At 72.2% G+C, this 21635-nt stretch carries 23 protein-coding genes and 1 tRNA gene; 4 read left to right on the top strand and 20 right to left on the bottom strand.

Annotation, left to right across the window (positions count from 1 at the left end; all coding sequences use genetic code 11):
• Positions 1-290 precede the first annotated feature (290 nt).
• From J3473_RS17555 to J3473_RS17460, 20 genes are all read right to left on the bottom strand, one after another.
• Positions 291-1010 carry a hypothetical protein gene (locus J3473_RS17555; protein ID WP_207025144.1) on the bottom strand — a complete coding sequence of 240 codons (720 nt, stop codon included), beginning with the start codon at positions 1008-1010 and terminating at the stop codon, positions 291-293.
• Positions 994-1479, bottom strand: a complete 486-nt coding sequence (locus J3473_RS17550) for a hypothetical protein (protein ID WP_207025143.1) — start codon at positions 1477-1479, stop codon at positions 994-996. The genes J3473_RS17555 and J3473_RS17550 overlap by 17 nt, the downstream gene beginning before the upstream one ends.
• Complete coding sequence (locus J3473_RS17545; protein ID WP_207025142.1) at positions 1476-2732, bottom strand: MCE family protein; 1257 nt, start codon at positions 2730-2732, stop codon at positions 1476-1478. Before J3473_RS17545 ends, J3473_RS17550 begins: the two co-directional genes overlap by 4 nt.
• Positions 2729-3961: an MCE family protein gene (locus J3473_RS17540; protein WP_207025141.1), complete on the bottom strand. Its 1233-nt coding sequence runs from the start codon at positions 3959-3961 to the stop codon at positions 2729-2731. Before J3473_RS17540 ends, J3473_RS17545 begins: the two co-directional genes overlap by 4 nt.
• On the bottom strand, positions 3958-5145 hold the full coding sequence (locus J3473_RS17535) for an MCE family protein (RefSeq protein WP_207025140.1): 1188 nt from the start codon (positions 5143-5145) through the stop codon (positions 3958-3960). Before J3473_RS17535 ends, J3473_RS17540 begins: the two co-directional genes overlap by 4 nt.
• Complete coding sequence (locus J3473_RS17530) at positions 5142-6167, bottom strand: MCE family protein (RefSeq protein ID WP_242525948.1); 1026 nt, start codon at positions 6165-6167, stop codon at positions 5142-5144. Before J3473_RS17530 ends, J3473_RS17535 begins: the two co-directional genes overlap by 4 nt.
• Entirely contained in the window at positions 6164-7195 is a 1032-nt protein-coding gene (locus J3473_RS17525; RefSeq protein ID WP_207025139.1) for an MCE family protein, read from the bottom strand. Before J3473_RS17525 ends, J3473_RS17530 begins: the two co-directional genes overlap by 4 nt.
• Positions 7192-8490, bottom strand: coding sequence for an MCE family protein (locus J3473_RS17520; protein ID WP_207025138.1), 1299 nt, complete (start codon positions 8488-8490; stop codon positions 7192-7194). Before J3473_RS17520 ends, J3473_RS17525 begins: the two co-directional genes overlap by 4 nt.
• Positions 8487-9251, bottom strand: a complete 765-nt coding sequence (locus J3473_RS17515; protein WP_306790196.1) for an ABC transporter permease — start codon at positions 9249-9251, stop codon at positions 8487-8489. The genes J3473_RS17520 and J3473_RS17515 overlap by 4 nt, the downstream gene beginning before the upstream one ends.
• A gap of 68 nt (positions 9252-9319) precedes the next feature.
• Positions 9320-10087 (bottom strand): ABC transporter permease, encoded by a 768-nt coding sequence (locus J3473_RS17510; RefSeq protein ID WP_030526807.1) that lies wholly within the window; start codon positions 10085-10087, stop codon positions 9320-9322.
• Positions 10084-11055 (bottom strand): ABC transporter ATP-binding protein, encoded by a 972-nt coding sequence (locus J3473_RS17505; protein WP_207025136.1) that lies wholly within the window; start codon positions 11053-11055, stop codon positions 10084-10086. The genes J3473_RS17510 and J3473_RS17505 overlap by 4 nt, the downstream gene beginning before the upstream one ends.
• Before the next feature lie 283 nt (positions 11056-11338).
• A complete protein-coding gene (gene rplL / locus J3473_RS17500; protein ID WP_030526805.1) occupies positions 11339-11731 on the bottom strand; it encodes a 50S ribosomal protein L7/L12 in 393 nt (130 codons plus the stop codon).
• A 68-nt stretch (positions 11732-11799) separates the two neighbouring features.
• A complete protein-coding gene (gene rplJ / locus J3473_RS17495; protein WP_207025135.1) occupies positions 11800-12417 on the bottom strand; it encodes a 50S ribosomal protein L10 in 618 nt (205 codons plus the stop codon).
• Between the two features lie 330 nt (positions 12418-12747).
• Positions 12748-13575, bottom strand: coding sequence for a hypothetical protein (locus tag J3473_RS17490; RefSeq protein WP_207025134.1), 828 nt, complete (start codon positions 13573-13575; stop codon positions 12748-12750).
• A 178-nt stretch (positions 13576-13753) separates the two neighbouring features.
• Positions 13754-14470, bottom strand: coding sequence for a 50S ribosomal protein L1 (gene rplA, locus J3473_RS17485; RefSeq protein ID WP_030526802.1), 717 nt, complete (start codon positions 14468-14470; stop codon positions 13754-13756).
• A gap of 77 nt (positions 14471-14547) precedes the next feature.
• The gene (gene rplK / locus J3473_RS17480; protein ID WP_030526801.1) at positions 14548-14979 is read right to left on the bottom strand and encodes a 50S ribosomal protein L11; all 432 of its coding nucleotides are present in this window, start codon (positions 14977-14979) and stop codon (positions 14548-14550) included.
• An 88-nt stretch (positions 14980-15067) separates the two neighbouring features.
• Positions 15068-15958: a transcription termination/antitermination protein NusG gene (nusG, locus tag J3473_RS17475; RefSeq protein ID WP_207025133.1), complete on the bottom strand. Its 891-nt coding sequence runs from the start codon at positions 15956-15958 to the stop codon at positions 15068-15070.
• 59 nt (positions 15959-16017) lie between these two features.
• On the bottom strand, positions 16018-16275 hold the full coding sequence (gene secE / locus J3473_RS17470) for a preprotein translocase subunit SecE (protein WP_051750194.1): 258 nt from the start codon (positions 16273-16275) through the stop codon (positions 16018-16020).
• Between the two features lie 125 nt (positions 16276-16400).
• Positions 16401-16473, bottom strand: a tRNA-Trp gene (locus tag J3473_RS17465).
• A 153-nt stretch (positions 16474-16626) separates the two neighbouring features.
• Positions 16627-17493 carry an endonuclease/exonuclease/phosphatase family protein gene (locus J3473_RS17460; protein WP_207025132.1) on the bottom strand — a complete coding sequence of 289 codons (867 nt, stop codon included), beginning with the start codon at positions 17491-17493 and terminating at the stop codon, positions 16627-16629.
• Positions 17494-17655: 162 nt separating this feature from the next.
• Between J3473_RS17460 and J3473_RS17455 the strand changes: the two genes are divergently transcribed.
• The 4 genes from J3473_RS17455 (at position 17656) to J3473_RS17440 (ending at position 21578) form a co-directional block, all read left to right on the top strand.
• Entirely contained in the window at positions 17656-18957 is a 1302-nt protein-coding gene (locus tag J3473_RS17455; RefSeq protein WP_207025131.1) for an aminotransferase class I/II-fold pyridoxal phosphate-dependent enzyme, read from the top strand.
• Between the two features lie 4 nt (positions 18958-18961).
• Complete coding sequence (locus J3473_RS17450; protein ID WP_030526795.1) at positions 18962-19465, top strand: DUF5709 domain-containing protein; 504 nt, start codon at positions 18962-18964, stop codon at positions 19463-19465.
• A gap of 29 nt (positions 19466-19494) precedes the next feature.
• Entirely contained in the window at positions 19495-20550 is a 1056-nt protein-coding gene (locus J3473_RS17445; protein WP_207025164.1) for an adenosine deaminase, read from the top strand.
• Between the two features lie 425 nt (positions 20551-20975).
• Entirely contained in the window at positions 20976-21578 is a 603-nt protein-coding gene (locus J3473_RS17440; protein WP_207025130.1) for a helix-turn-helix transcriptional regulator, read from the top strand.
• The last annotated feature ends 57 nt before the right edge of the window (positions 21579-21635 follow it).

Raw genomic sequence — 21635 nt, 5'->3', positions numbered from 1 at the left:
CCACCGTGTGCCGTGCCCACGCGGGTCCACCCGGGACAGCCGGGGGCATGGCGATGGGACGACTCGACGACGAGCGAGGGAAGGTTAGGGGCAGCGCAAAGAGATAGCATACCCGAAGAAGGCAGCACCGTCCAACCGCGTCAAGCCCCCAGGCTCCCGGTGCGGCCCCCCGCGTGAGCGGGTGACGCGCAACAGGATGACGCCGCCGGGTGCCCGCGTCAAGCGAAACCGCCGTTCCCGGCGTGCCGCGCCGCGCCGGACGGGCCCGCAGGGCGCCCCGGCGGGTCGTGTCAGTAGGCCGAGAGCCGCTCGACGAGCCAGCGTCCGTCGACCTTGCGCATCGTCGCGATGACCCGGTTCTGGTCCACCGACGGCTGCTCCTCGCCCTCGGCCGTCTTGGCCTGGTTGAGGAAGACCTGGACGGTGACGGTGTCCGGGGTCTGCCCCATGACGCCGGCCTCGTAGCTGCGCGCCTGGACCGTCACCTTCTGCTTCTCGGCGACCGGGGCGATGGCCCCGGCCATCGTCGTGGCGTACTCCGTCCGGAACGAGCCGGTGAGCAGGCCGGCGTTGCGCTGCGCCTGGGCGTCGAGGGTCTTCCAGCTGTAGGAGAGCAGCTGCTCGAGGGAGGTGCGCGCGGCCGCGGTCGCCGCGCGGGCGTCGCGCTCGCGGTCCCCGGGGTCGCGCAGCGACACCGTGAGGACGAGCGCGAAGGCGACGAGGGCGAGGACGAGGAGGGTCAGCGGGGTCGCCGCACCGGCCGGCAGGCGGCCGCGGCGGCCGGCGTCCTCGTCGGGCTCCACCGTCTCGACCGGGTCGGCCGTCTCGGGCTCCGCCGAGGCCTCGGGCACCTCCGGCTCGACGGTCTGGGGCTCGAGCACCTCCGGCTCGACGACCTCGGGCTCCGGGGCCGGCGTCGTCGCGGGCGCGGGCGGCTCCCCCGACGGGCGGCCGTGCCGGCGGCGCTGGCCCGCGACCCGGGGGCGACGACGGTCATCCGACGAACTCAAGGCGCTCCACCTTCCACGTGCCGCCGAGCTCCCGCAGGCCGAGCTTGACCCGGTAGGTCTTGGTCTCGCCGTCCGGGACGTTGGTGTTGGTCGTCGGCGCGACGATGCCGACGATGACCTGCGCGGAGTCGCGGTCTCCCGAGACGAGGGCGGCCTCGGCCCGCTCGACCCGTGAGGTCGACTTGTTCTGGACGACGACGCTGCGCAGGTCGGCGAGGCTCTTGCCGTAGCTGTCGAGGAACTCCCCCGTGGCCCCGTCCTCCACTCGCTTGGTGTCGGCGTCGACCTGCCGGTAGTCGAGCGTCGCGAAGTTGACGGCCAGCTGCCGGCCGGCCGCGAGCGCGTCGCGCTGGGCCTGCTCGAGCTGCCGGCCCTCGTACCAGGCGCGGCCGCGGGTCGCGCCGAGCACGACCGTCGCGACGACGACGAGCGCGACGAGGGCCCACAGGACGCGGACGGTGCGGGTCATCGGGTGGCCTCCTCCATGATCCAGGACAGGCCGCCGCCGGCGGCCGGGGCGACGGGCGCCGAGACCGTGGCCGGCGCCCCGTAGGCGGTGGTCCCCAGCGGGACCGGCTCGGAACCGTACGCCATGGCGTACGTAGCGCTGCCGGCCGGGCGGGCCCCCGGCGCGTTCTGGGCGCCGCGGACGGTCGAGGCCGAGCCGCGCGGCAGCGAGCACCGGGCGTCGGTGTTGGCCTTCGGCAGCCCGCTCGTCCGGTTGGGGTCGGTCCTCGTCGTGCCCCCGTAGCCCTGCGTGCACGGGCCGGGCGACTGCGAGAGCTGGAGCCCGAAGTGCGCGGTGCCGTCACCGGGGACGACGGTGTAGCCGCCCGCGACGACCTCGGGGTAGGTGATGAGCAGCTGGTCGATTCCGTCGACGCGGGCGCTCGTCACCTGCCCGACCGTCACGAGGTTGGCGAGGAGCGTGGCCAGTGAGGTGCGGTTCTCGGCGACGACGGCCTCGAGCTCGGCGGACGCCACCGCACCGCGGTCGAGGACCACACGCAGGTCGGGGTCGGAGTCGCGCAGCGTCTCGGAGATCCGGGCGAGGTTGCCCGAGAACGTCCTGATCTGCGAGGCGCCGTCGCGCTGGGTGTCGAGCACGACCTTGCCCGAGCGCAGCAGGGCCACGGTGTCGGGCAGCGCCTCGATCGCGCTGCGCGTCAATGCGTCCCCGCCGTCGATGAGCCGGCCGAGGTCGTCGCCGGTGCCCTCGAAGCCGGTGCCGAGCTCGTCGACGACGGTCGAGAGGTCGTCCTTGGGGACCGAGCGCACGGTGCGGTCGACGTCGAGCAGCAGCTGGTCGACGCGCAGCGGGGTGGCGGTGTCGTCGCGCGGGATGACGTCGCCGTCGGCGAGGTAGGGGGCGCCGTCGGCCCGCGGCTGGAGGTCGAGGTACTGCTCCCCCACCGCCGAGCGGTTCTCGACGACGGCGCGGGTGTCGGTCGGCACCTCGACCCCGCTCTCGAGCTTCGCGTGGGCGCGGACGCCGTCGGCGCTGAGCGTCAGGTCCTCGACGCGGCCGACCCGCACGCCGCGGTAGGTCACCTCGGCGCCCTCGAAGATGCCTCCGGAGCTCGCGAGGTCGACGACGACGGTCGGGCCGGTGCCGAAGACGCGCTCGGTCAGCCCGACGTAGCTCGCCGAGAGGATCGAGGTCGCGACGACGGTGATGACGAGGAAGAGCCCGAGCTGGACCCGGGTCAGGCGACGGATCACGGCTGCCCCCCGGTGTAGAGCGTCGTCCACGAGGCGTCGTCGGCCGCACCGCCCCCGAGGCAGACCGGCGGGCAGAGCGGGCCGCCCGAGCGCGTCGGCAGCGGCAGGCTCGGGAGGATGGTCGGCACCGGCACCGTGACGGTCGGCAGGACCGTGGGCAGCGACGTCGGGAGGACCGTGGGCAGCGACGTCGGCAGGACCGTCGGCAGCGACGTCGGGAGGATCGTCGGCAGCGCGGTCGGCAGGGGCAGGGTGAGGCCCCGGAGGTCGAGGTCGGCCGTCACGTGCAGGTTCGTGTAGTCGCCCTTGATCGCCTGGAGCGAGGAGTCGGGGAAGGGGTAGGTGAGGAGCAGCTGGAGGCTCTTCGGCAGGTCGTCGCCGGCCTCGTTCAGCTGCGCGAGAACCGGCTTCAGCGCGGCGAGGTTCGCCAGCGTGTCCTCGCGCGAGGCCCGGACGACCCGCGTGCCGACCTTCCCGAGCCGGTCGAGGGAGGTGAGCATCGTCGTCAGCTGCTCGCGCTGGTCGGCGAGGATCGCGAGACCCTTCGGCAGCTCGCGCAGCACGCCCTCGAGCTCGCCGCGGCGCTGCGCGAGGCTCGCGCTCAGCCGGTCGATGCCGTCGATGGCCCGGACGATCTCGGCCTTCTGGTCGTCGAGACCGCCGACGAAGGTGTCGAGCTGCGTGACGAGGCTGCGGATGTCGTCGGTCCGGCCGCGCAGGGCGTTGTTCAGCTCGCTCTCGATGACCTTGAGCTGGCCCACTCCCCCGCCGTTGAGCAGCATCGAGAGGGCGGCCAGCACCTCCTCGACCTCGGGGTTGCGCCCGGTGCGCTCGAGCGGGATGAGGTCGCCGTCGCCGAGCCGGCCGGTGCCACCACCCTCGGGACGCTCGAGGGCGACGTACTTCTCGCCGAGCAGCGAGGTCTGCTTGAGCTCGGCGCGGGTGTCGTCGGGCAGGTCGCTGGCGGCCGGTACCCGCATCGTCACGCGGGCGGTCCAGCCGTCGAGGTCGATGGCCGTCACCTCCCCCACGGTCACCTCGTCGATCTTGACCGACGAGCGCGGGACGAGGTCGAGGACGTCGGCGAACTCGGCCCGGACCGTGATCTGGCGGCCCTCGGCCCGCGGGCCGCCGGGCAGCGGGAGGTCGTAGACGCTCGTGCAGCCCGCGAGGACGAGCGCGGTGAGCGCGCCGACGGCGGCGGTGAGGCGGCGGCGGGTCGTGGTCATCCGAGCAGCCCTCCGAGGGTGGGGTCGGCCCCGCGGAGCAACCCGCCCGTCTCGCCCCGCGAGCCGGTGAGCCCGCCGAGGACGTCGGGCAGCTTCAGGTCGAGGAGGCCGGAGCTCTTGCACAGGTCTGTGTTGCCGGTCCCCGTCGGCCCGGTGATGAGGGAGCAGAGCAGCAGGCCGGGCCGGTCGGTGCCCTGGATGGTCGCCCGGGTGTCGAGCGTGCCCGTCCTCTCGTCGTAGGCGAGCTGGAGGTTGGAGAGGGCGACGGGGGCGTCGTCGAGGGTCTCGGCGAGCGCCTTGCGCTCCTGCGCGACGGCGGAGGTGACGTCGGTGAGGCGCCCGACGTCGTCCGTGAGCACGGCCCGGTTGTCGCGGACGAACGAGGTGACCTGGTCGAGGGCCACCGCGAGGTTGGCCAGCGCCGAGGCGAGGTCGTCGCGCTCGTCGTCGAGGGCCGTGGTGACGGAGGCCAGGTTGTCGTTGAGCCGCCGCACCTGCTTGTCGTTGGCCGCGACCGTCTCGGTGAAGGTGTTGAGGTTCTTCACGGTCGAGAACAGGTCGCCGCGCCCCTCGGCGAACGTCTGCACGGCGCGCGACAGGTCGACCGTCGTGTCGTGCAGCGTCTGCCCGTTGCCGTCGAGGTTGGCGGCGCCGGTCTCGAGCACCCGCGAGAGCGCGCCGTCGGCGTTGGCCCCCTGCGGCCCGAGGGCGACCATCAGGTCATCGAGGCTCTGGCTCACGCGGTCGAGCTCGACGGGGACGGCGGTGCGCTCCAACGGGATCCGTGCGCCGTCGCGCATCCGCGGTCCGTCGGTCCAGACCGGCAGCAGCTGGACGTACCGGTCGCTGACGAGCGAGGGCGCGACGATCGCGGCCTGCGCGTCGGCGGGCACCGGGTGGTCGGTCGTCACGTCGAGGTCGACCCGGACGGTCTCGCCGCGCGGCTCGACCGCCGTCACCTGGCCGACCTTGACGCCGAGGATCCGGACGTCCGAGCCGGGGAAGAGCCCGACCGCCCGGACGAACTCGGCGCTCAGGTGCATCGGCTGGGGCCGCGGCCAGGCGACCGCCACGACCGCGACGAGCGCGAGGACGAGGACGCCGGCCGCGAGCGCGACGCGGCGGGGAGTGCGGCGGGCGACGGCGGCCAGGCGGGCGCCACCGGGGAGCGTGCGTCGGGTCATCCGCGCCCCACCCCCCCGACGGGGTTGGTGAGGTTCTGGATGTAGGTGTCGAACCACGGCCCGGTGCCGAGCGTGTTCGCGAAGAGCCGGGTGAACGGGGCCATCGCGCGGATGGTGTCGCGCAGGTCCTGCTCGTGGGCCTGGAGCGTCGCGAGGACGCCCTTGAGCTGCTCGAGCGCCGGCCGCAGCTCGGCCCGGTTGTCCTCGACCAGGCCGGTGACCTGCTCCGCGAGGGCGCTCGTGTTCGTGAAGAGGGTGTGGATGGCCTCGCGCCGCGTCTCGAGCTCGGCCACGAGGAGGTCGGCGTCCTTGATGAGCTTGTCGACGACCGCGTTCTGCTCGGCGACGGTCCCGGTGACGGAGTCGGCGGCCCGGAGCAGCTCGCGCAGCTTCTCGTCCCGGCTCGCGATGGTCGAGGACAGCCGGCCCAGGCCGTCGAGCGCGCCCCGGACGTTCTCGGGGGTGTCCTTGAACTCGGTCGCGAGGACGTCGAGCGAACGCGCGAGCTGGTCGGTGTCGATCCGCTCGGTCGTGCGGGTGAGGTCGGAGAACGCCGTGACCACGTCGTAGGAGGAGACGGTGCGCGACAGCGGGATCTGCGCGCCGACCTTCATCCGCCCGGTCCCCCGCGGTTCGAGGCCGACGTACTTCTCGCCGAGCAGGGTCTTGATCCGGACCGACGCCCCGGTCGAGGGGCCGAAGGCGACGTCCTCGGTGACCCGGAAGTCCACGCGGACGTGCGAGCCCTCGAGGTCGACGCCGGTGACCTTGCCGACGGTCACGCCGGCGATGCGGACGTCGTCACCGTCGCGCAGCCCGCCGGCCTCGGTGAAGGCCGCGCTGTAGTCGTCACCGCCACCGATGAACGGCAGGCTCGACGCGTTGAACGCCAGCACCATGAGCACGACCATCGCGGTGATGCCGGCGAGGCCGAGGCGCAGCGTGTTGCGGTCGCGCGGGGGCCGCCCGGACCGCGCGTGGCGGGCGGACAGGCGCGGCACCCGCAGCCGGGGCGCCCTCACGACCGGCACCTCGCCGCCGCCACGTCGTACCCCAGCCCGCCGGGCGTCTTGCCGGTCGGCAGCAGCAGGTTCTGCACGTCGAAGCGGCAGAGGTAGAAGTTGAACCACGAGCCGTAGGTGGCCGTCCGGGTGATCGTCGAGATCTTCGTCGGCGCCTGCCCGATGAACCGTTCGAACTCCTTCGTGTTGGCCGGCTCGTTCAGCGTGCTCGCGAGGTCCCCGAGGTTCGCGATGTCGCTCCGGAGGTCGGGCCGGGCCGCCTGCAGGAGGCTCGCGGTGTCACCGGTCAGCGCGTTGATGTTCGTCAGCGAGTCGCCGATGGCCGTGCGGTCCTCGGCGAGCCCGGACACGAACCGTTGGAGCTGGCGCAGGAGGTCGGCGAACGCGGTGTCGTTGGACTCCACCGTCCCGAGCACGGTGTTGAGGTTGTCGATCGTCCGGCCGATCACCGCGTCGCGGTCGGCGAGCGCCTTGGTCAGGGACGCGGTCTGGCCGAGGAGGCTGTTGATGTCACCGCCCTCGCCCTGGAGGACGGAGATGATCTGCGCGGAGAGCTCGTTGACGTCCTGCGGCGAGAGCGCGGCGAAGAGCGGCTTGAACCCGTTGAACAGGACGGTGAGGTCGAGCGCCGGGTGGGTGCGGGTCAGGGGGATCGTGCCGCCCTCGGGCAGCGGCGTGGCGTCCCCGGGCTCCTGGGTCAGCGCGACGTACCGCTCCCCGACGAGGTTGCGGTACTTGATGGTCGCCGCCGTCCCCTGCGTCAGGGTCGAGCTGCGCAGCACCTCGAAGGTCACCTCGGCGCTGACCCGGTCCGTCGCGACCCGGATGTCCTTCACGGTCCCGACGCGCACGCCGGCGATGCGGACGTCCTGGCCGCTGCTCAGGCCCGTGACGTCCGTGAACAGCGCGCGGTAGGTGGCCTTGTCGCCCGGCAGGACGTTGGCGATCGTCGCCGCGAGCACGCCCGTGGCGAGCACGGTGACGACGACGAAGGCGAGGAGCTTGACGAGGCTGGGTCCGGTCCTCACTGGTCGACCACCGCCCCCCGCAGCATCGGCCCGGCGAGGAGGGTCGTGAGCGCCGACGGCTCGCCGTGCCCCTCGGAGGCGAGCGCGATGGCGACGACCTCCTGCTCGGCCTGCGTCCCCGCCAGGCCGGAGTCGACGTTGCCGACGGCGACCCCACCGGGCGCGAGGAGGGCCGAGGGCAGGGCGGAGCGGGCGCTGCCCCCGGTGCCGTCGGCGAAGGTGACCGCGCGGCGCGGGTCCTTCTGGCTCCCGCCGGGCGACGGCAGGCCGCGGCAGGACGGCCCGCGGTCGTCCTGCCAGGCCGGCTCCTGCCCCGGCCGGTAGGCGCTGCGCTGCGGCGGCGTCTCGACGGTGATGTGGAACTGGCCGCCCGCGAAGATCCCCTCGGCCCGCGGGATCCAGGCGACGAGGCCTCGCGCGAGGCAGGGGTAGACGGGCGCGTGCTTGGCGAGGACCTGCAGCGTCGGGCGTTGGACCCGGCCGACCTGGATGATCCGGTCCTCGTTCTGCTCGAGGAAGGACGCCGTGGTGTTGGCGAAGCCGGCCGTGCCGGCGAGGAAGCCCGAGAGCTGGTCCTGCTTCTCGACGATCGTCGTGTTCGTCGTGCGCAGCGCGTTCGCGGCGCGCAGGAGGTCGGGAGCCGCCTCGGCGTAGGTGCTCGCGAGGTCGGCCAGCCCGCTGATGTCCTCCTGGATGAGCGGCAGGCTCGGGTTGAGCTCGGTGAAGTAGCGGTTGACGAGCACGAGGTTCTCGCCGAGCCTCGTCCCGCGGCCGTCCAGCGCGGTCGCGAGCGCGTTGAGGGTGGCGGCGAGCTTCTCCGGCCTGACGGTGCGCAGCAGCGGGAGGAGCTCGTCGAAGACGCGCTCGAGCTCGATGGCGACGGACGTGCGGTCCTGCGGGATGACGTCGCCCTCGCGGATCGCGCGGCCGGGGTCGCCGCTCGGCGCGACGAGGTCGACGAAGCGCTCGCCGAAGAGGGTCTTGGGCAGGAGGCGGGCGCTGACCGACGCCGGGACGAGGTCGGTGGAGGCGGGGTCGAGCGCCAGGGTGAGCGTCGCGCCCTGCGGGCTCGAGCTGATCGAGCGGACCTCGCCGACGACGACGCCGCGGATCTTGACGTCGGCGGCCTCCTGCATCTGGCTGCCGATCCGGTCGGTGCGCAGGGTGACGGTCACGACCTGCGTGAAGACCTTCTCGAAGGTCGCGACCGAGGCCGCGACACCGAGCACGGCGACGAGCAGGAACGCGACGCCGTACGCCCGCTCCCGCAGCCCCGCGAGGAACCCGCCACTCATCCGGCGATCCTCACCGTCGTCGTGGCGCCCCAGATCGCGAGGCTGAGGAAGAAGTCGATGACGTTGACGGCGACGATCGAGGTGCGCACCGCCCGGCCGACGGCCACACCGACCCCGGCCGGGCCGCCGCTCGCGGTGTAGCCGTAGTAGCAGTGGATGCCGATGATGACGACGGCGAAGACGAGGACCTTGGCGAAGGACCAGAGGATGTCTCCGGGGGGCAGGAACAGGTGGAAGTAGTGGTCGTAGGTCCCCTTGGACTGCCCGAAGTAGTCGGTGACGATGAAGCGGGTCGCCGCGTACGACGAGAGCAGCCCGAGGACGTAGAGCGGGATGACCGCGACGAAACCGGCGATCATCCGGGTCGTCACGAGGAAGGGCAGGCTCGGGATGCCCATGACCTCGAGCGCGTCGACCTCCTCGCTGATCCGCATCGCGCCGAGCTGCGCCGTGAAGCCGCAGCCGACGGTCGCGGCCAGCGCCAGCCCGGCGACGAGCGGGGCGATCTCGCGGGTGTTGAGGTAGGCCGAGACGAACCCGGCGAACGCGCCGGTGCCGAGCTGGTCGAGCGAGCTGTACCCCTGCAGGCCCACCTGGCTGCCGGTGAAGAAGGCGAGGAAGGTGAGCACGCCGACGGTGCCGCCGATGACGCTGAGCGCGCCGGTGCCGAGCGAGACCTCCGCGAGCAGGCGGACGACCTCCCGCCGGTAGCGGCGCAGGGTGCGCGGGACCCAGCCGACGGACTGCACGTAGAAGCGCATCTGCCCGCTCAGCTCGTCGAGGAGCCGCAGCGGGGCGCGCGTCACGGAGGAGAGACGGGACATCGGCGTCAGATCTTCTGCGGGACGACTTGGAAGTACACGGCGCTGATGACGAAGTTGACGACGAACAGGAGCATGAAGGTGATGACGACGGCCTGGTTGACGGCGTCGCCGACGCCCTTCGGGCCGCCCCCCGCGGTGAGCCCCTTGTAGGAGGCGACGAGGGCGGCGAGCATCCCGAAGAGCAGGGCCTTGATCTCGGCCGTGACGAGGTCGGCCGTCTGCGCGAGGGCGGTGAACGACGCGACGTAGGCGCCGGGGGTGCCGCCCTGGACCAGGACGTTGAAGACGTAGCCACCGGCGACCCCGACGACCGACACGAGGCCGTTGAGGAGGGCGGCGACGAGCATCGTCGCGAGCACCCGCGGCACGACGAGACGCTGGATCGGCGAGATGCCCAGCACCTCCATCGCGTCGATCTCCTCGCGGATCTTGCGCGAGCCCAGGTCGGCGCAGATGGCCGAGCCGCCGGCGCCGGCGACGAGGAGCGCGGTGACGAGCGGCGAGGCCTCGCGCACGACCGCGAGCACCGAGGCCGCCCCCGTGAAGGACTGCGCCCCGAGCTGGCGGGTCAGCGTGCCGAGCTGGAGGGCGATGACGGCGCCGAAGGGGATCGAGACGAGCGCGGTCGGCACGATCGTCACCGACGCGACGAACCAGGCCTGCTGGATGAGCTCCTTCAGCTGGAAGGGCCGCTTGGGCAGCGCCTTCGCGACGTCGAGCACGAGCCCGAAGAACGACCCGGCCTGGCGCAGGCCGTTGGTCACGACCGTCATGCGTCCGCCCCCGGGCGCACGCCGACGATGCCGGCCGTCGTCGAGGCGAAGCTGCCGGGCGGTGGGGTGACGTCGTTCGCGCGGCACCACTCCCCCGCGGTGCGCTCGGCGCGGCGGGGTCGGCCGTCGCTCGTCGGCAGCTGGAGCGGGATCGGCGGCAGCGGCGGCAGCTCCTGGCCGGACTCGGCCGCGAGCTCGTCGGCGTCCTTCTCCTCGGACATCCCGATCGGGCCGACCGTCTGCGCGTTGAGGAACTGCCGCACGACCGGCTCCTCCGAGGACAGGAGCATCTCGCGGGGCCCGAACATCGCGAGGTGCTTGTGGTAGAGCAGCCCGATGTTGTCCGGCACGGTCCGGGCCGTGTTGATGTCGTGCGTGACGATGAGGAACGTCGCGTCGATCTGCGCGTTGAGGTCGACGAACAGCTGGTTGATGTAGCTGGTGCGCACCGGGTCCAGGCCGGAGTCCGGCTCGTCGATGAGGAGGATCTGCGGGTCGAGGACGAGGGCGCGGGCCAGGCCGGCGCGCTTGCGCATCCCGCCGGAGATCTCTCCGGGGAGCTTCTCCTCGGCGCCCGCGAGGCCGACGAGCTCCATCTTCTCGCGCACGATGGAGGCGACCTCCTTCTCGCTCTTGCGGGTGTGCTCGCGCAGCGGGAAGGCGACGTTGTCGAACAGGCTCATCGAGCCGAAGAGCGCGCCGTCCTGGAAGAGCACCCCGAAGAGCTTGCGCACCTCGTAGAGGTCGTCGCCGCGCAGCTGCACGACGTCGCGGCCGTCGATGACGATCGAGCCGCGGTCCGGGCGGATGAGGCCGACGAGGGTCTTGAGGAAGACCGACTTGCCGGTGCCCGAGGGGCCGAGGAGGACGGAGATCTCGCCGGCGGGGAGGGTGAGGGTCACGTCGTCCCAGATGAGCTGGCTCCCGAACCTCTTGGTCAGGCCGCTCACCGCGATCTCGACACCCATGTCGACCCTTCGTCGTGTGGCGCTTCCGTGCGTGGGCGCCGAAGTTACCCAGTGGTAGGCCCCCGGCGCCGCACCATCAGACCATGGGACGGACGAGGTCGGCGCTTTGAGCACCTATGGGTTTTCTCAGGTGGACGAATGCCCGCGTCGGCGCCCGGACCCGGCCACGCAGACGGGTTCGGAGCCCTCCCCCCGGGCGGATGGGTGCGGACACGCGAGCGGGGCCCGACCGCGAACGGTCGGGCCCCGCTGGTGCGAAGCGAGTCCCCTCACGGGGACGGGCTCACTTGAGGGTGACGGTGGCGCCGGCGCCCTCGAGCTGCTCCTTGGCCTTCTCGGCCGCGGCCTTGTCGACCTTCTCGAGGACGGGCTTCGGGGCGCCGTCGACGAGGTCCTTGGCCTCCTTGAGGCCGAGGGAGGTCAGCGCGCGGACCTCCTTGATGACGGCGATCTTCTTGTCGCCGGCGGCCTCGAGGACGACGTCGAACTCGTCCTGCTCCTCGGCGGCGGCGGCGTCGCCCGCACCACCGGCGGGGGCGCCGGCGGCGGCGACCGCGACGGGCGCGGCGGCGGTGACGTTGAAGGTGTCCTCGAACTCCTTGACGAACTCGGAGAGCTCGATGAGGGTCATCTCCTTGAAGGCGTCAAGGAGCTCGTCGGTGCTGAGCTTGGCCATGATGGCGTCCTTTCGTTGCTGCACTGTGCCGTGAGTGGCGGATTGTGTGGTGAGCGGACCCGCGGGGGTCAGCTCTCGTCGCCACCCTCGGCGACGTCGGTGGCCGGGGCGTCAGCCTCGGCGGGGGTCTCCTCGGCCGCGACCGGGGCAGCGGCGGTGTCCACCGGGCCCTCGGTCTCGACCTTGGCCCGCAGCGCGTCGACCGTGCGAGCGGCCTTCGAGAGCGGAGCCGCGAAGAGGTAGACGGCCTGGCTGAGCGACGCGTTCATGGCGCCGGCCAGCTTGGCCAGGAGCACCTCGCGGGACTCGAGGTCCGCGAGCTTGGTGATCTCCTCGGCGGAGAGGGTCTTGCCCTCGAGCACGCCGCCCTTGATCACCAGGAGGGGGTTGGCCTTGGCGAAGTCGCGCAGACCCTTGGCCGCCTCCACCGGGTCGCCCTCGACGAAGGCGATGGCGGACGGGCCGACGAGCTGACCGTCGAACGCGGTCACCCCGGCGTCCTTGGCGGCGAGCTGGGTCAGCGTGTTCTTGACCACGGCGTAGGTCGCGTTGCCACGCAGGGTGTTGCGCAGGTCGGTGATCTGCTTCACCGAGAGTCCCCGGTACTCCGTGAGGACGGCGGCGTTACTGCTCTGGAACTTCTCCGAGAGCTCGGCGATCGCCGCGGCCTTGTCGGGACGTGACATTCGGGCCTCCTTCCGTCGGGTCGGACCGCACGGGAAGGGCCGAGAACGAGAACGAGCCCCGGCGCAGGGCACGGGGCTCGGGCAGCACGACGGGTCGTGGCGTTCCGGTACTTCGTGGCCTGCGCTGGTCGCCCACTCGCGGTGGAACCTTCGGTCACGTGCGGGTGCACGCGACGACCGGCGGTCTGTGGTCGTGCACCAGCGTACGGGACGTCGCCCCCCGCCCCAAATCGCGGCCGGGGCCGTCCCGGGTCCCCGCACGCCCGCGGCGCCCCGGGAGGTCCCGGGGCGCCGCGGCGGGTGGTGCGGGGTGCGGTTCGCGTCGAGCGATCAGCTCGTCGGCATCTCGAAGGAGCCGACCTCGCTGGCCGGCGGGGCCTCGACGGTGACGGGCTCGCCCCACTTGGAGTACTTCATGACGAGCTTCTGGCCGGCCAGGTCGGTCGTGACCGTCTGGGGCAGGCCCTCGGCGTCGAAGGACATCTCGTACGAGACGCCGTCGGGCATCTGCTTGAGCGCCTCCTCGGTGACGCCCGGCATGCTCGCGGCCTGCTTCTTGACCATCTCGGCGAGCTGCTCCTTGGAGAGCTTGACCTCGTAGGTCGTCACGCCGTTCTCGACCTTGGTGACGGTGCCCGGGACCCCCTCGACGTCCTTGAGCTGCTCGGTCGGGTTGGCCATCGCCGACTCCATCTGCGACAGCATCGGGCCCATCATCTTCGACATCGCGTCGTCGGCCGAGGGGTCGATCTTGATCCACGGCTTGCCGCCGGCCATCTCCTTGAAGGTGTCGCCGCCCATGTACATGACCTTGTCGATGTAGACGACCTTGAAGGACTCGCCGGACTCGCTCATGTCCATCGCCATCTTCGGCGAGGAGCCGCTGTAGTCGAGGTCGGCCTCGATGGTGCCCTCGCTGCCGGTCGTCATCGACATGTGCGCGGTCTTCTTGGCCTGCACGGCCGCGGCGCTCTGCTCGGCGAGGGTCTTGAGCTCGACCGTGTCACCGACCTTGGCGGTCGGGGCCTGCGTCTCCTGCGCGGCCGAGGAGGAGGCGGCGGAGCCGGAGCCGGAGGAGGTCTCGTTGGTGCTCGAGCCGCAGGCGCCGAGCACGAGGGCCCCGGACAGGGCCAGGACGGACAGGACGGTGCGCTTCATACGGTGCTTCCCCCGATGGGTCGTCGTGTGGACGGAGGCGCGTCGAGGCCTCCGGGTGCTTGTCAGCGTACTTCTGCGACGGGGCGTGCGCCCCACCGGTTCCCCGTTCGTGACCACTTCGCGACGGAGCCCGCCGCCCCGGGAAGGGGCGACGGGCTCCGTCGTGGTGGGGCGCCGCTCAGGCGTCGACCTGCTCCTCGAGGAGGTTGCGGGTCTTGCTGGAGTCGAGCGGGATGCCCGGGCCCATCGTCGTCGACAGGGTCGCCTTCGTGATGTACCGGCCCTTGGAGGCGGACGGCTTGAGCCGGAGGACCTCCTCGAGCGCGGTGGCGTAGTTCTCGACGAGCGACTTCTCGTCGAAGGAGGCCTTGCCGATGATGAAGTGGAGGTTCGCGTGCTTGTCGACGCGGAACTCGATCTTGCCGCCCTTGATGTCGGACACGGCCTTGGCGGTGTCCATCGTCACGGTGCCGGTCTTCGGGTTCGGCATGAGGCCGCGCGGGCCGAGCACCTTGCCGAGACGACCGACCTTGCCCATGAGGTCCGGGGTGGCGACGACGGCGTCGAAGTCGAGCCAGCCGCCGGCGACCTTCTCGAGGAGGTCGTCGGAGCCGACGTAGTCGGCGCCGGCCGCGGTCGCGGCCTCGGCCTTGTCGCCGTTGGCGAAGACGAGGACGCGGGCGGTCTTGCCCGTGCCGTGCGGGAGGTTGACCGTGCCGCGGACCATCTGGTCGGCCTTGCGCGGGTCGACCCCGAGGCGGAAGGCCACCTCGACGGTCTCGTCGTACTTGGCGGACGCGACGTCCTTGGCGAGGCGGACGGCCTCGAGCGGGCTGTAGAGCTTGTCCGCGTCGATCTTCTCGGTCGCGGCGTTGTACGCCTTGCTGCGCTTCATGTGCTGCTCCTGGGAGTGGTGGTGGAGTCGTGGTCGTCGGGCCAGCGCAGGCCCTGCCACAGGGGGTGGGACCGGGCTCAGAGCTCGGTCTCGATGCCCATCTGACGGGCGGTGCCGGCGATGATCTTCATCGCGGCGTCGACGTCGTTGGCGTTGAGGTCGGGCATCTTGGTCTCGGCGATCTCGCGGAGCTGGTCCTTCGTGAGTTTGCCGGCCTTGGTCTTGTGCGGCTCGCCCGAGCCCTTCTGGACGCCCGCGGCCTTCTTGATGAGCTCCGAGGCCGGCGGGGTCTTCGTGATGAAGGTGAAGGAGCGGTCTTCGTAGACCGTGATGACGACGGGGATGATGCTGCCGCGCTGGTGCTCGGTCGCCGCGTTGTACGCCTTGACGAACTCCATGATGTTGACGCCGTGCTGACCCAGGGCCGGGCCGACGGGCGGGGCCGGGGTCGCGGCGCCGGCCTGGATCTGCAGGTTGATGTACCCGGAGACCTTCTTCTTGGGGGGCATGTCTGTCCTTCTTCGGTGGTGTGGGCCGACGCCGTGGGCGATGACCCCTTTGCAGTGTCCGCGGGTCCCCCGCGAAAGGGGCCTCCGGTCAGATCTTGGCGACCTGGCCGAAGGAGAGCTCGACCGGGGTCTCCCGGCCGAAGATCGAGACGAGCACCTTGAGCTTCTGGGTGTCGGCGTTGATCTCGGAGATCGTCGCCGGCAGCGTCTCGAAGGGGCCGTCCATGACGGTGACCGACTCGCCGACCTCGAAGTCGACGACGGCGGCGTCGCCCGAGGAGGAACCGGAGGAGGACGCGGCGCCACCGGAGGCGGCCGCGACGACGGGCGTCTCGAGGTCGGCCGGCTTGAGCATCGTGAAGACCTCGTCGAGGGTCAGCGGCACGGGCTGGTGCGCGTTGCCGACGAAGCCGGTGACGCCCGGGGTGTGCCGGACGGCGCCCCACGACTCGTCGGTGAGGTCCATCCGGACGAGGACGTACCCGGGCATCCGGACGCGGCGGACCAGCTTGCGCTGGCCGCTCTTGATCTCGGTGACCTCCTCCATGGGGACCTGCACCTCGAAGATGTAGTCCTCCATGTTGAGGGACTGGGTGCGGTTCTCGAGGTTGGCCTTGACCCGGTTCTCGTAGCCCGCGTAGGAGTGCACGACGTACCAGTCGCCGAACTTCGAGGCGAGGTCGTCCTTGAACGCCTTGACCGGGTCGACCGCGTCGAGGACGTCGCCGTCCTCGTCGACCGGGAGGGCCGGCTCGTCGACCGCGTCGTCGTCGGACGCCTCGTCCGCGGGGTCGTCCGCGACGGTGGCGTCGTCCACGACCTCGTCGGTCGCGGCGTCACCGTCGGTGTCGGCCTCGTGGGCGGCGTCGAAGGACTCGGCCGCGGCGGCGTCGACCTCCTGCACGGGGGTGTCGTCGACGGGAACCTGGGCGGTGTCGTCGGACCCCTGCTCGGGGGTGTCGGTCCACTGGTCGGACACGGGTGACCTCTTCCTTCGTCTGGCGGGTGCCGGGGGCGGGTGGCGCGGGTGGGCGCGCGTCAGGAGCCGAGGACCAGGCCGACGAGCTTGCTGAAGCCGAGGTCGAGACCGGACACGATCGCCATCATCACCGTGACGAACACGATGACGACGAGCGTGTAGTTCCAGAGCTCGTTCCGGGTGGGCCGGACGACCTTGCGGAGCTCGTCGAGGATCTGGCCGACGAACAGCCCGATGGCGCGGAAGAGTCGCGAGACGGGGTTGCCGCCGCGCTCACGGCCCTTGGCGGGGCGGGAGCCGGCCTCGGTCTGGCCCAGGTCGGTCACGACTTGCCTCTTCACGTCGAGCTGGTCGGGTTCGGATGCCTACGGCGCGGCACGACCGTGAAAGGGGGCCCGGACGAGACCGGGCCGCAGATCGTGGACGTACCACACGTGCGACGCAGGGCAGGAGGGACTCGAACCCCCAACCGCCGGTTTTGGAGACCGGTGCTCTACCAATTGAGCCACTGCCCTGTGGGACCACCGTTGGGTGGTGGACCCTGGGTGGTGCGACCTTCTGCCGGGCACGCCGACATGGTGGTCACACCGAACGGACAGCATACGTGAGCCCCGGCCCCGGCGCGAACCCGCCCCGGGGCCGAGGGCCCTCGTCACCGTCCGTGGACCTCACGCCAGGCGCAGCGTGCCCCACAGGATGCGGTGGTTGGACGGCGTGCAGCCGTTGGCGTCACGCTTCGTCGAGTTGCAGGTGCTCTCGCTGCCCTGGCCGAAGACGAACCCGGTCGTCGACCCGAAGATGTAGTCGATCTTCCGCGTCTGCCAGAGGGTCGGCTTGCCGCCCCGGAAGCTCTGCCCGGTCGCAGCCTGGTGGAGCTCGAGGAAGCGGCCTGCGGCGCCGCTGCCGATGCCGTAGATCGAGCTCATGGCCGCCTTATCGGGCTCGGTGTTGAAGTCGCCGGCGAGGATGACGCGGGTGCCGTCGGCCATCCACCCGGCCGACAGGCCGTTCAGCTCCGCGGTCTGTCCCTCACGGACCGCGGCCATGTTGTCGCCGGCGGCGAGGTGCGTGGAGCACGCCTTGTTCTTCTTGCCACCGTAGGTGAACACGACGCACGCGATGCCGTACGTCTGGTCGGACGGCTGGCCCGGCTGCGCGGTCAGGTCGCGCACGTTCTTGCTGACGAAGTCGCCACCGGTCCACACGGCGACCTCACCGATGTTGCTGCCGTCCGCGCAGTGTCCGTGCCGTCGGACGTGCCACGAGTAGTTCTTCCCGAGCTTGCTCTCGATCCGCGAGCGCATCGACCCGCAGACCTCCTGCATCGTGATGACCTCCGGTCCGGAGGTGGCGTTCTTCTTCGCGATGACGGCGTCCAGCGCACCCGGCAGCTTCGCGAGGTTGTGCTGGACGACACGGATCTGGACCGGCGCGGCCTCGGCGGACGGTGCGGTCGCGGTCGTGCCGACCAGGCCGGCGGCAGCGACCCCCACCGTGGCGAGCGCGGCGAGGATCGGACGGGTGCGGAGCTGCATGGGCTTCCCCCAGAGGTTCGTGGGGGACGCCGATCGCCCCCCGGCGGTCCTCAACCTGCCATCTCGCTCGTCCGCTCTCGATGGGGAGCACTCCCCCGACGGGCCCGTTCGCAGCGCGGTCCGCCCCGACGTCACGCCGTCGTGCTCTGCCACGATGGAGCGGTGAGCACCTCAGCCTCCTCCCGCACCCCCCTCGCCGAGCGCTCCCCCGAGGAGCTGCGGGCGTTCGCCGACGAGCAGCGTGCCGCCTACGCCACCCTGCGCGAGCGCGGGCTCTCCCTCGACCTCACGCGGGGCAAGCCCAGCCCCGAGCAGCTCGACCTCGCCGAGCGGATGCTCACCCTCCCCGAGGGCCACCGCGACGGCCAGGGCACCGACGTGCGCAACTACGGCGGCCTCGAGGGGCTGCCCGAGCTGCGCGCGATGTTCTCCGAGCTGCTCGGTGTCGACGCCGACCAGGTCGTCGCGGGCGGCAACGCGAGCCTGACGATGATGCACGAGGTGCTCGTCGACCACCTGCTGCACGGCGGCGTCGGCTCGCCGCGGCCGTGGAAGGACGAGGAGAAGGTCACCTTCGTCTGCCCGGTGCCCGGCTACGACCGGCACTACACGATGCTCGAGCACTACGGCATCGAGATGGTCACCGTCCCGATGCTCGACGACGGCCCGGACGTCGCCGCGGTCGAGGCCCTCGTCAAGGACGACCCGAGCATCAAGGGCATGTGGATCGTCCCGACGTACGCGAACCCGGCCGGCTCGGTCGTCACGCAGGAGGTCGCGGCCCGGCTCGCGTCGATGCCCACCGCCGCCCCGGACTTCCGGCTCTTCTGGGACAACGCCTACGCGCTGCACCACCTGACGAGCGACGAGGCGAAGTCGGCCGACATCCTCTCGCTCGCCTCGGCGGCGGGGAACCCGCACCGGCCGATCGTCTTCGCGTCGACGAGCAAGATCACCTTCGCCGGCGCCGGCGTCGCTTTCCTCGCCGGGTCGCGCGAGACGGTGGCCTGGTACCTGTCGCACCTGAAGTTCGCGTCCATCGGCCCGGACAAGGTCAACCACCTGCGCCACGTCCAGTTCTTCGGGTCGGCCGACGGCGTGCGGGAGCACATGGGCCGTCACCGCGAGATCCTCGCCCCCAAGTTCGCGGCGGTCGGCGAGGCGCTCGCCGCGGAGCTCGAGGGTCTCGGCGTCGCCGAGTGGAGCACCCCGCGCGGCGGGTACTTCGTCAACCTCGACGTCCCGGACGGCTGCGCGTCGCGCGTCGTGCAGCTGGCCAAGGAGGCCGGCATCGCGCTGACACCGGCGGGGGCGTCCTTCCCGTACGGCAAGGACCCGCGCGACCGGAACATCCGTCTCGCACCGTCGTTCCCGTCGCTCGAGGAGGTCCGGACGGCGATGGCCGGCGTGGCGACGTGCGTCGCGCTCGCGGCCTCCGAGCAGCTCCTCGCGGACGTAGGGTGAGGCGATGAGCGACCAGCCGGAGAACGTGACCGACGACCTCGGGAGCTACTCCCTCGACGACGAGGACCAGCTCCAGCCCGAGGACACCCTGGAGGACGGGGTGGACGACCCGCTGGACCGCGGCTACTCCCCGCCCGAGAAGCTGCACGGCTCCCTCGCGCACGGCGTGACCGCCGAGGAGCAGAGCCGCGACGAGACGATCGAGGAGCGCATCCACCAGGAGGTGCCGGACCCCTCGACCGCGTACGGCGCGCCCGACAACGAGTCCGGCCTGGACGTCGACCGCGTCGGCGGCGACGACCCCGACGCCATCGACGCCGAGGACGACTGGCTCGGCGACGGCGAGGTCGGCGACGAGCGCGCCGGGCGCCTCGTCGCCCCGGACGAGGGCCTCGGCGAGGACGACGAGAAGGACCTCGTCGGCGACGACGTGGGTGTCGACGGCGCGGCGGCCTCCGCGGAGGAGTCGGCGATGCACGTCGTCGACGAGGAGACCTCGGAGGAGTGAGCGAGGCACCGACCGGGCGCACCCCGGCGGTGCGTCGTGACGACGGCCGCGTCCCCTCGGGGGCGCGGCCTCTCGCGACCCTGCCGAAGGCGCACCTGCACCTGCACTTCACCGGCTCGATGCGGGTGGCGACCGTGCGCGACATGGCTGGTGCGCACGGGATGCGCCTGCCTGCGACGCTGACCCGCGACTACCCGCCACGCTTCGACGCGGCCGACGAGCGTGGCTGGTTCCGGTTCCAGCGCCTCTACGACGTCGCGCGGGCGTGCGTCCGCGGCGAGGCCGACATGCGACGGATCGTCCGCGAGGCCGCGCTCGACGACGGCGCGGAGGGCTCGCGGTGGCTGGAGATCCAGGTCGACCCGACGTCGTACGCGCCCTTCGTCGGGGGCATCACGCCGGCGCTCGAGATCGTCCTCGACGAGGCGGCGGCGGTGTCGCGCGAGCCCGGGGCGGCGCAGGTCGGTGTCGTCGTGGCGGCCTCGCGGATGCGCCACCCGCTGGAGGCCCGGACGCTGGCCCGGCTCGCGGCGCGGTACGCGGGGAGCGGCCCGGGGGCGGTCGTGGGGTTCGGCCTGTCGAACGACGAGCGACGCGGCGACACGGCGGAGTTCGCGGCCGCCTTCCGCATCGCGCGGTCGGCGGGGCTGGCGTCGGTACCGCACGCCGGTGAGCTGCTGGGCGCCGACGCGGTGGCGGCGACGCTGGACGCGGCGGCGCCGGACCGGATCGGGCACGGCGTGCGGTCCGTCGAGGACCCGCGGGTGCTGGAGCGGGTGGTCGCGGCGGGAGTGGCGCTGGAGGTGTGCCCGGGCTCGAACGTGGCGCTCGGCGTGTACGACGAGGCGCCGGACGTGCCGCTGCGGCAGCTGCTGTCGGCGGGGGCGGTCGTGGCCCTCGGGGCGGACGACCCGCTGATCTTCGGGAGCCGGCTCGTGGAGCAGTACGAGACGGCACGGGCGGTGCACGGCCTGTCGGACGAGGAGCTGGCCGGGCTGGCGCGCTCCTCGCTCGCGGCGAGCAGGGCGCCCGACGACGTGCGGGCCGCGGCCGAGGCCGACGTCGACGCCTGGCTGGCGGGCTGAGCGTCCCACCCACGCCGCGCCGGCTCCGGGCTCGCGGGCCCGTGAGAGGTGCACCGGCCGCTGTTGTTCGCTTCACCCACCGAAGCAACCGGGATGAGCGGTCGCCTGCGTCACACCTCGCAGCAACTGGGATGAGCGGTCTCGGTTGCGTCGCAAGCGGAAGAACCCGACCGCTCGTCCCGATTGCTCCACCCACGGACGCAGCCGACCGCTCGTCCCGATTGCTCCATCACCGGACGCGACCGACCGCTCGTCATGGTTGCCTCACATGTCGGGGCGAACGACAGCGCGAGCGGCGCCCCTCGTCTCCGGGCGGGACGCGACGGGATCGTGACTCGTCCACAGGCGGACCGCGCGGGCGTCGTCGTCCACAGTCCGCTCGAGGGGTCTGGCGCCGGTCGCCGAGCGGGGGCGACGCTCCCGGCATGAGACTCCTCCCCCTCACCTACCCCACGTTCGCCCGCGAGCTGCTCGCGGCCCGGGCGGCGCTGACGGTGCCGCACGAGGTCGGCCTGGCGCTGCGGGCGCACCGACGGACGCTCGGCCTCGGGCAGCGCGCCTACGCCCGGCGCCGAGGCTGGTCGGCGAGCCACGTCGCACGGCTCGAGACCCGCGCCGGCGACCTGCGGCTCACCGACGTGGTCGCCGCCCTCGGACCGACCGGGTACTGCCTGGCGCTGTGCCACCGGGGCGCCACCCCCGACCCGGAGCCAGACCCCGACACCCCGGCGCCGCCGGCCGCCCTCCCGGTGCCGGTGTCGCCCACCCACTGGCCGCGTACGGAGCTCCTCGCCCTCGTGCGCGACGGCAGTCGGCGCTTCCCCGCCCACCACGACACCACGCAGGTCACCTACCCGCCGAACTGGTGGTGGCAGACGGAGGCCACCCGCATCGGGACCCAGCGCCCGACCTGGTACGCCGACCCGTCGGGACTCGCAGCGCGTCGCAGGGCCGCGAGCGCAGAGCCGTCCTCCGGGGTGGCGACACCCGCGACGCGTGACGACGACCAGCACCCGCTCAGCGCATGAGCCCGAACGAGCACGACGACCCGTCCCTCGCACCACCGCACGCCCGTGGGGACGCAG

Source organism: Phycicoccus sp. DTK01, assembly GCF_017312765.1.
GTDB lineage: Bacteria > Actinomycetota > Actinomycetes > Actinomycetales > Dermatophilaceae > Phycicoccus > Phycicoccus jejuensis.
The sequence above is the reverse complement of the archived record's forward strand: the minus strand, read 5'-3'. Positions and strand labels throughout refer to the sequence as shown.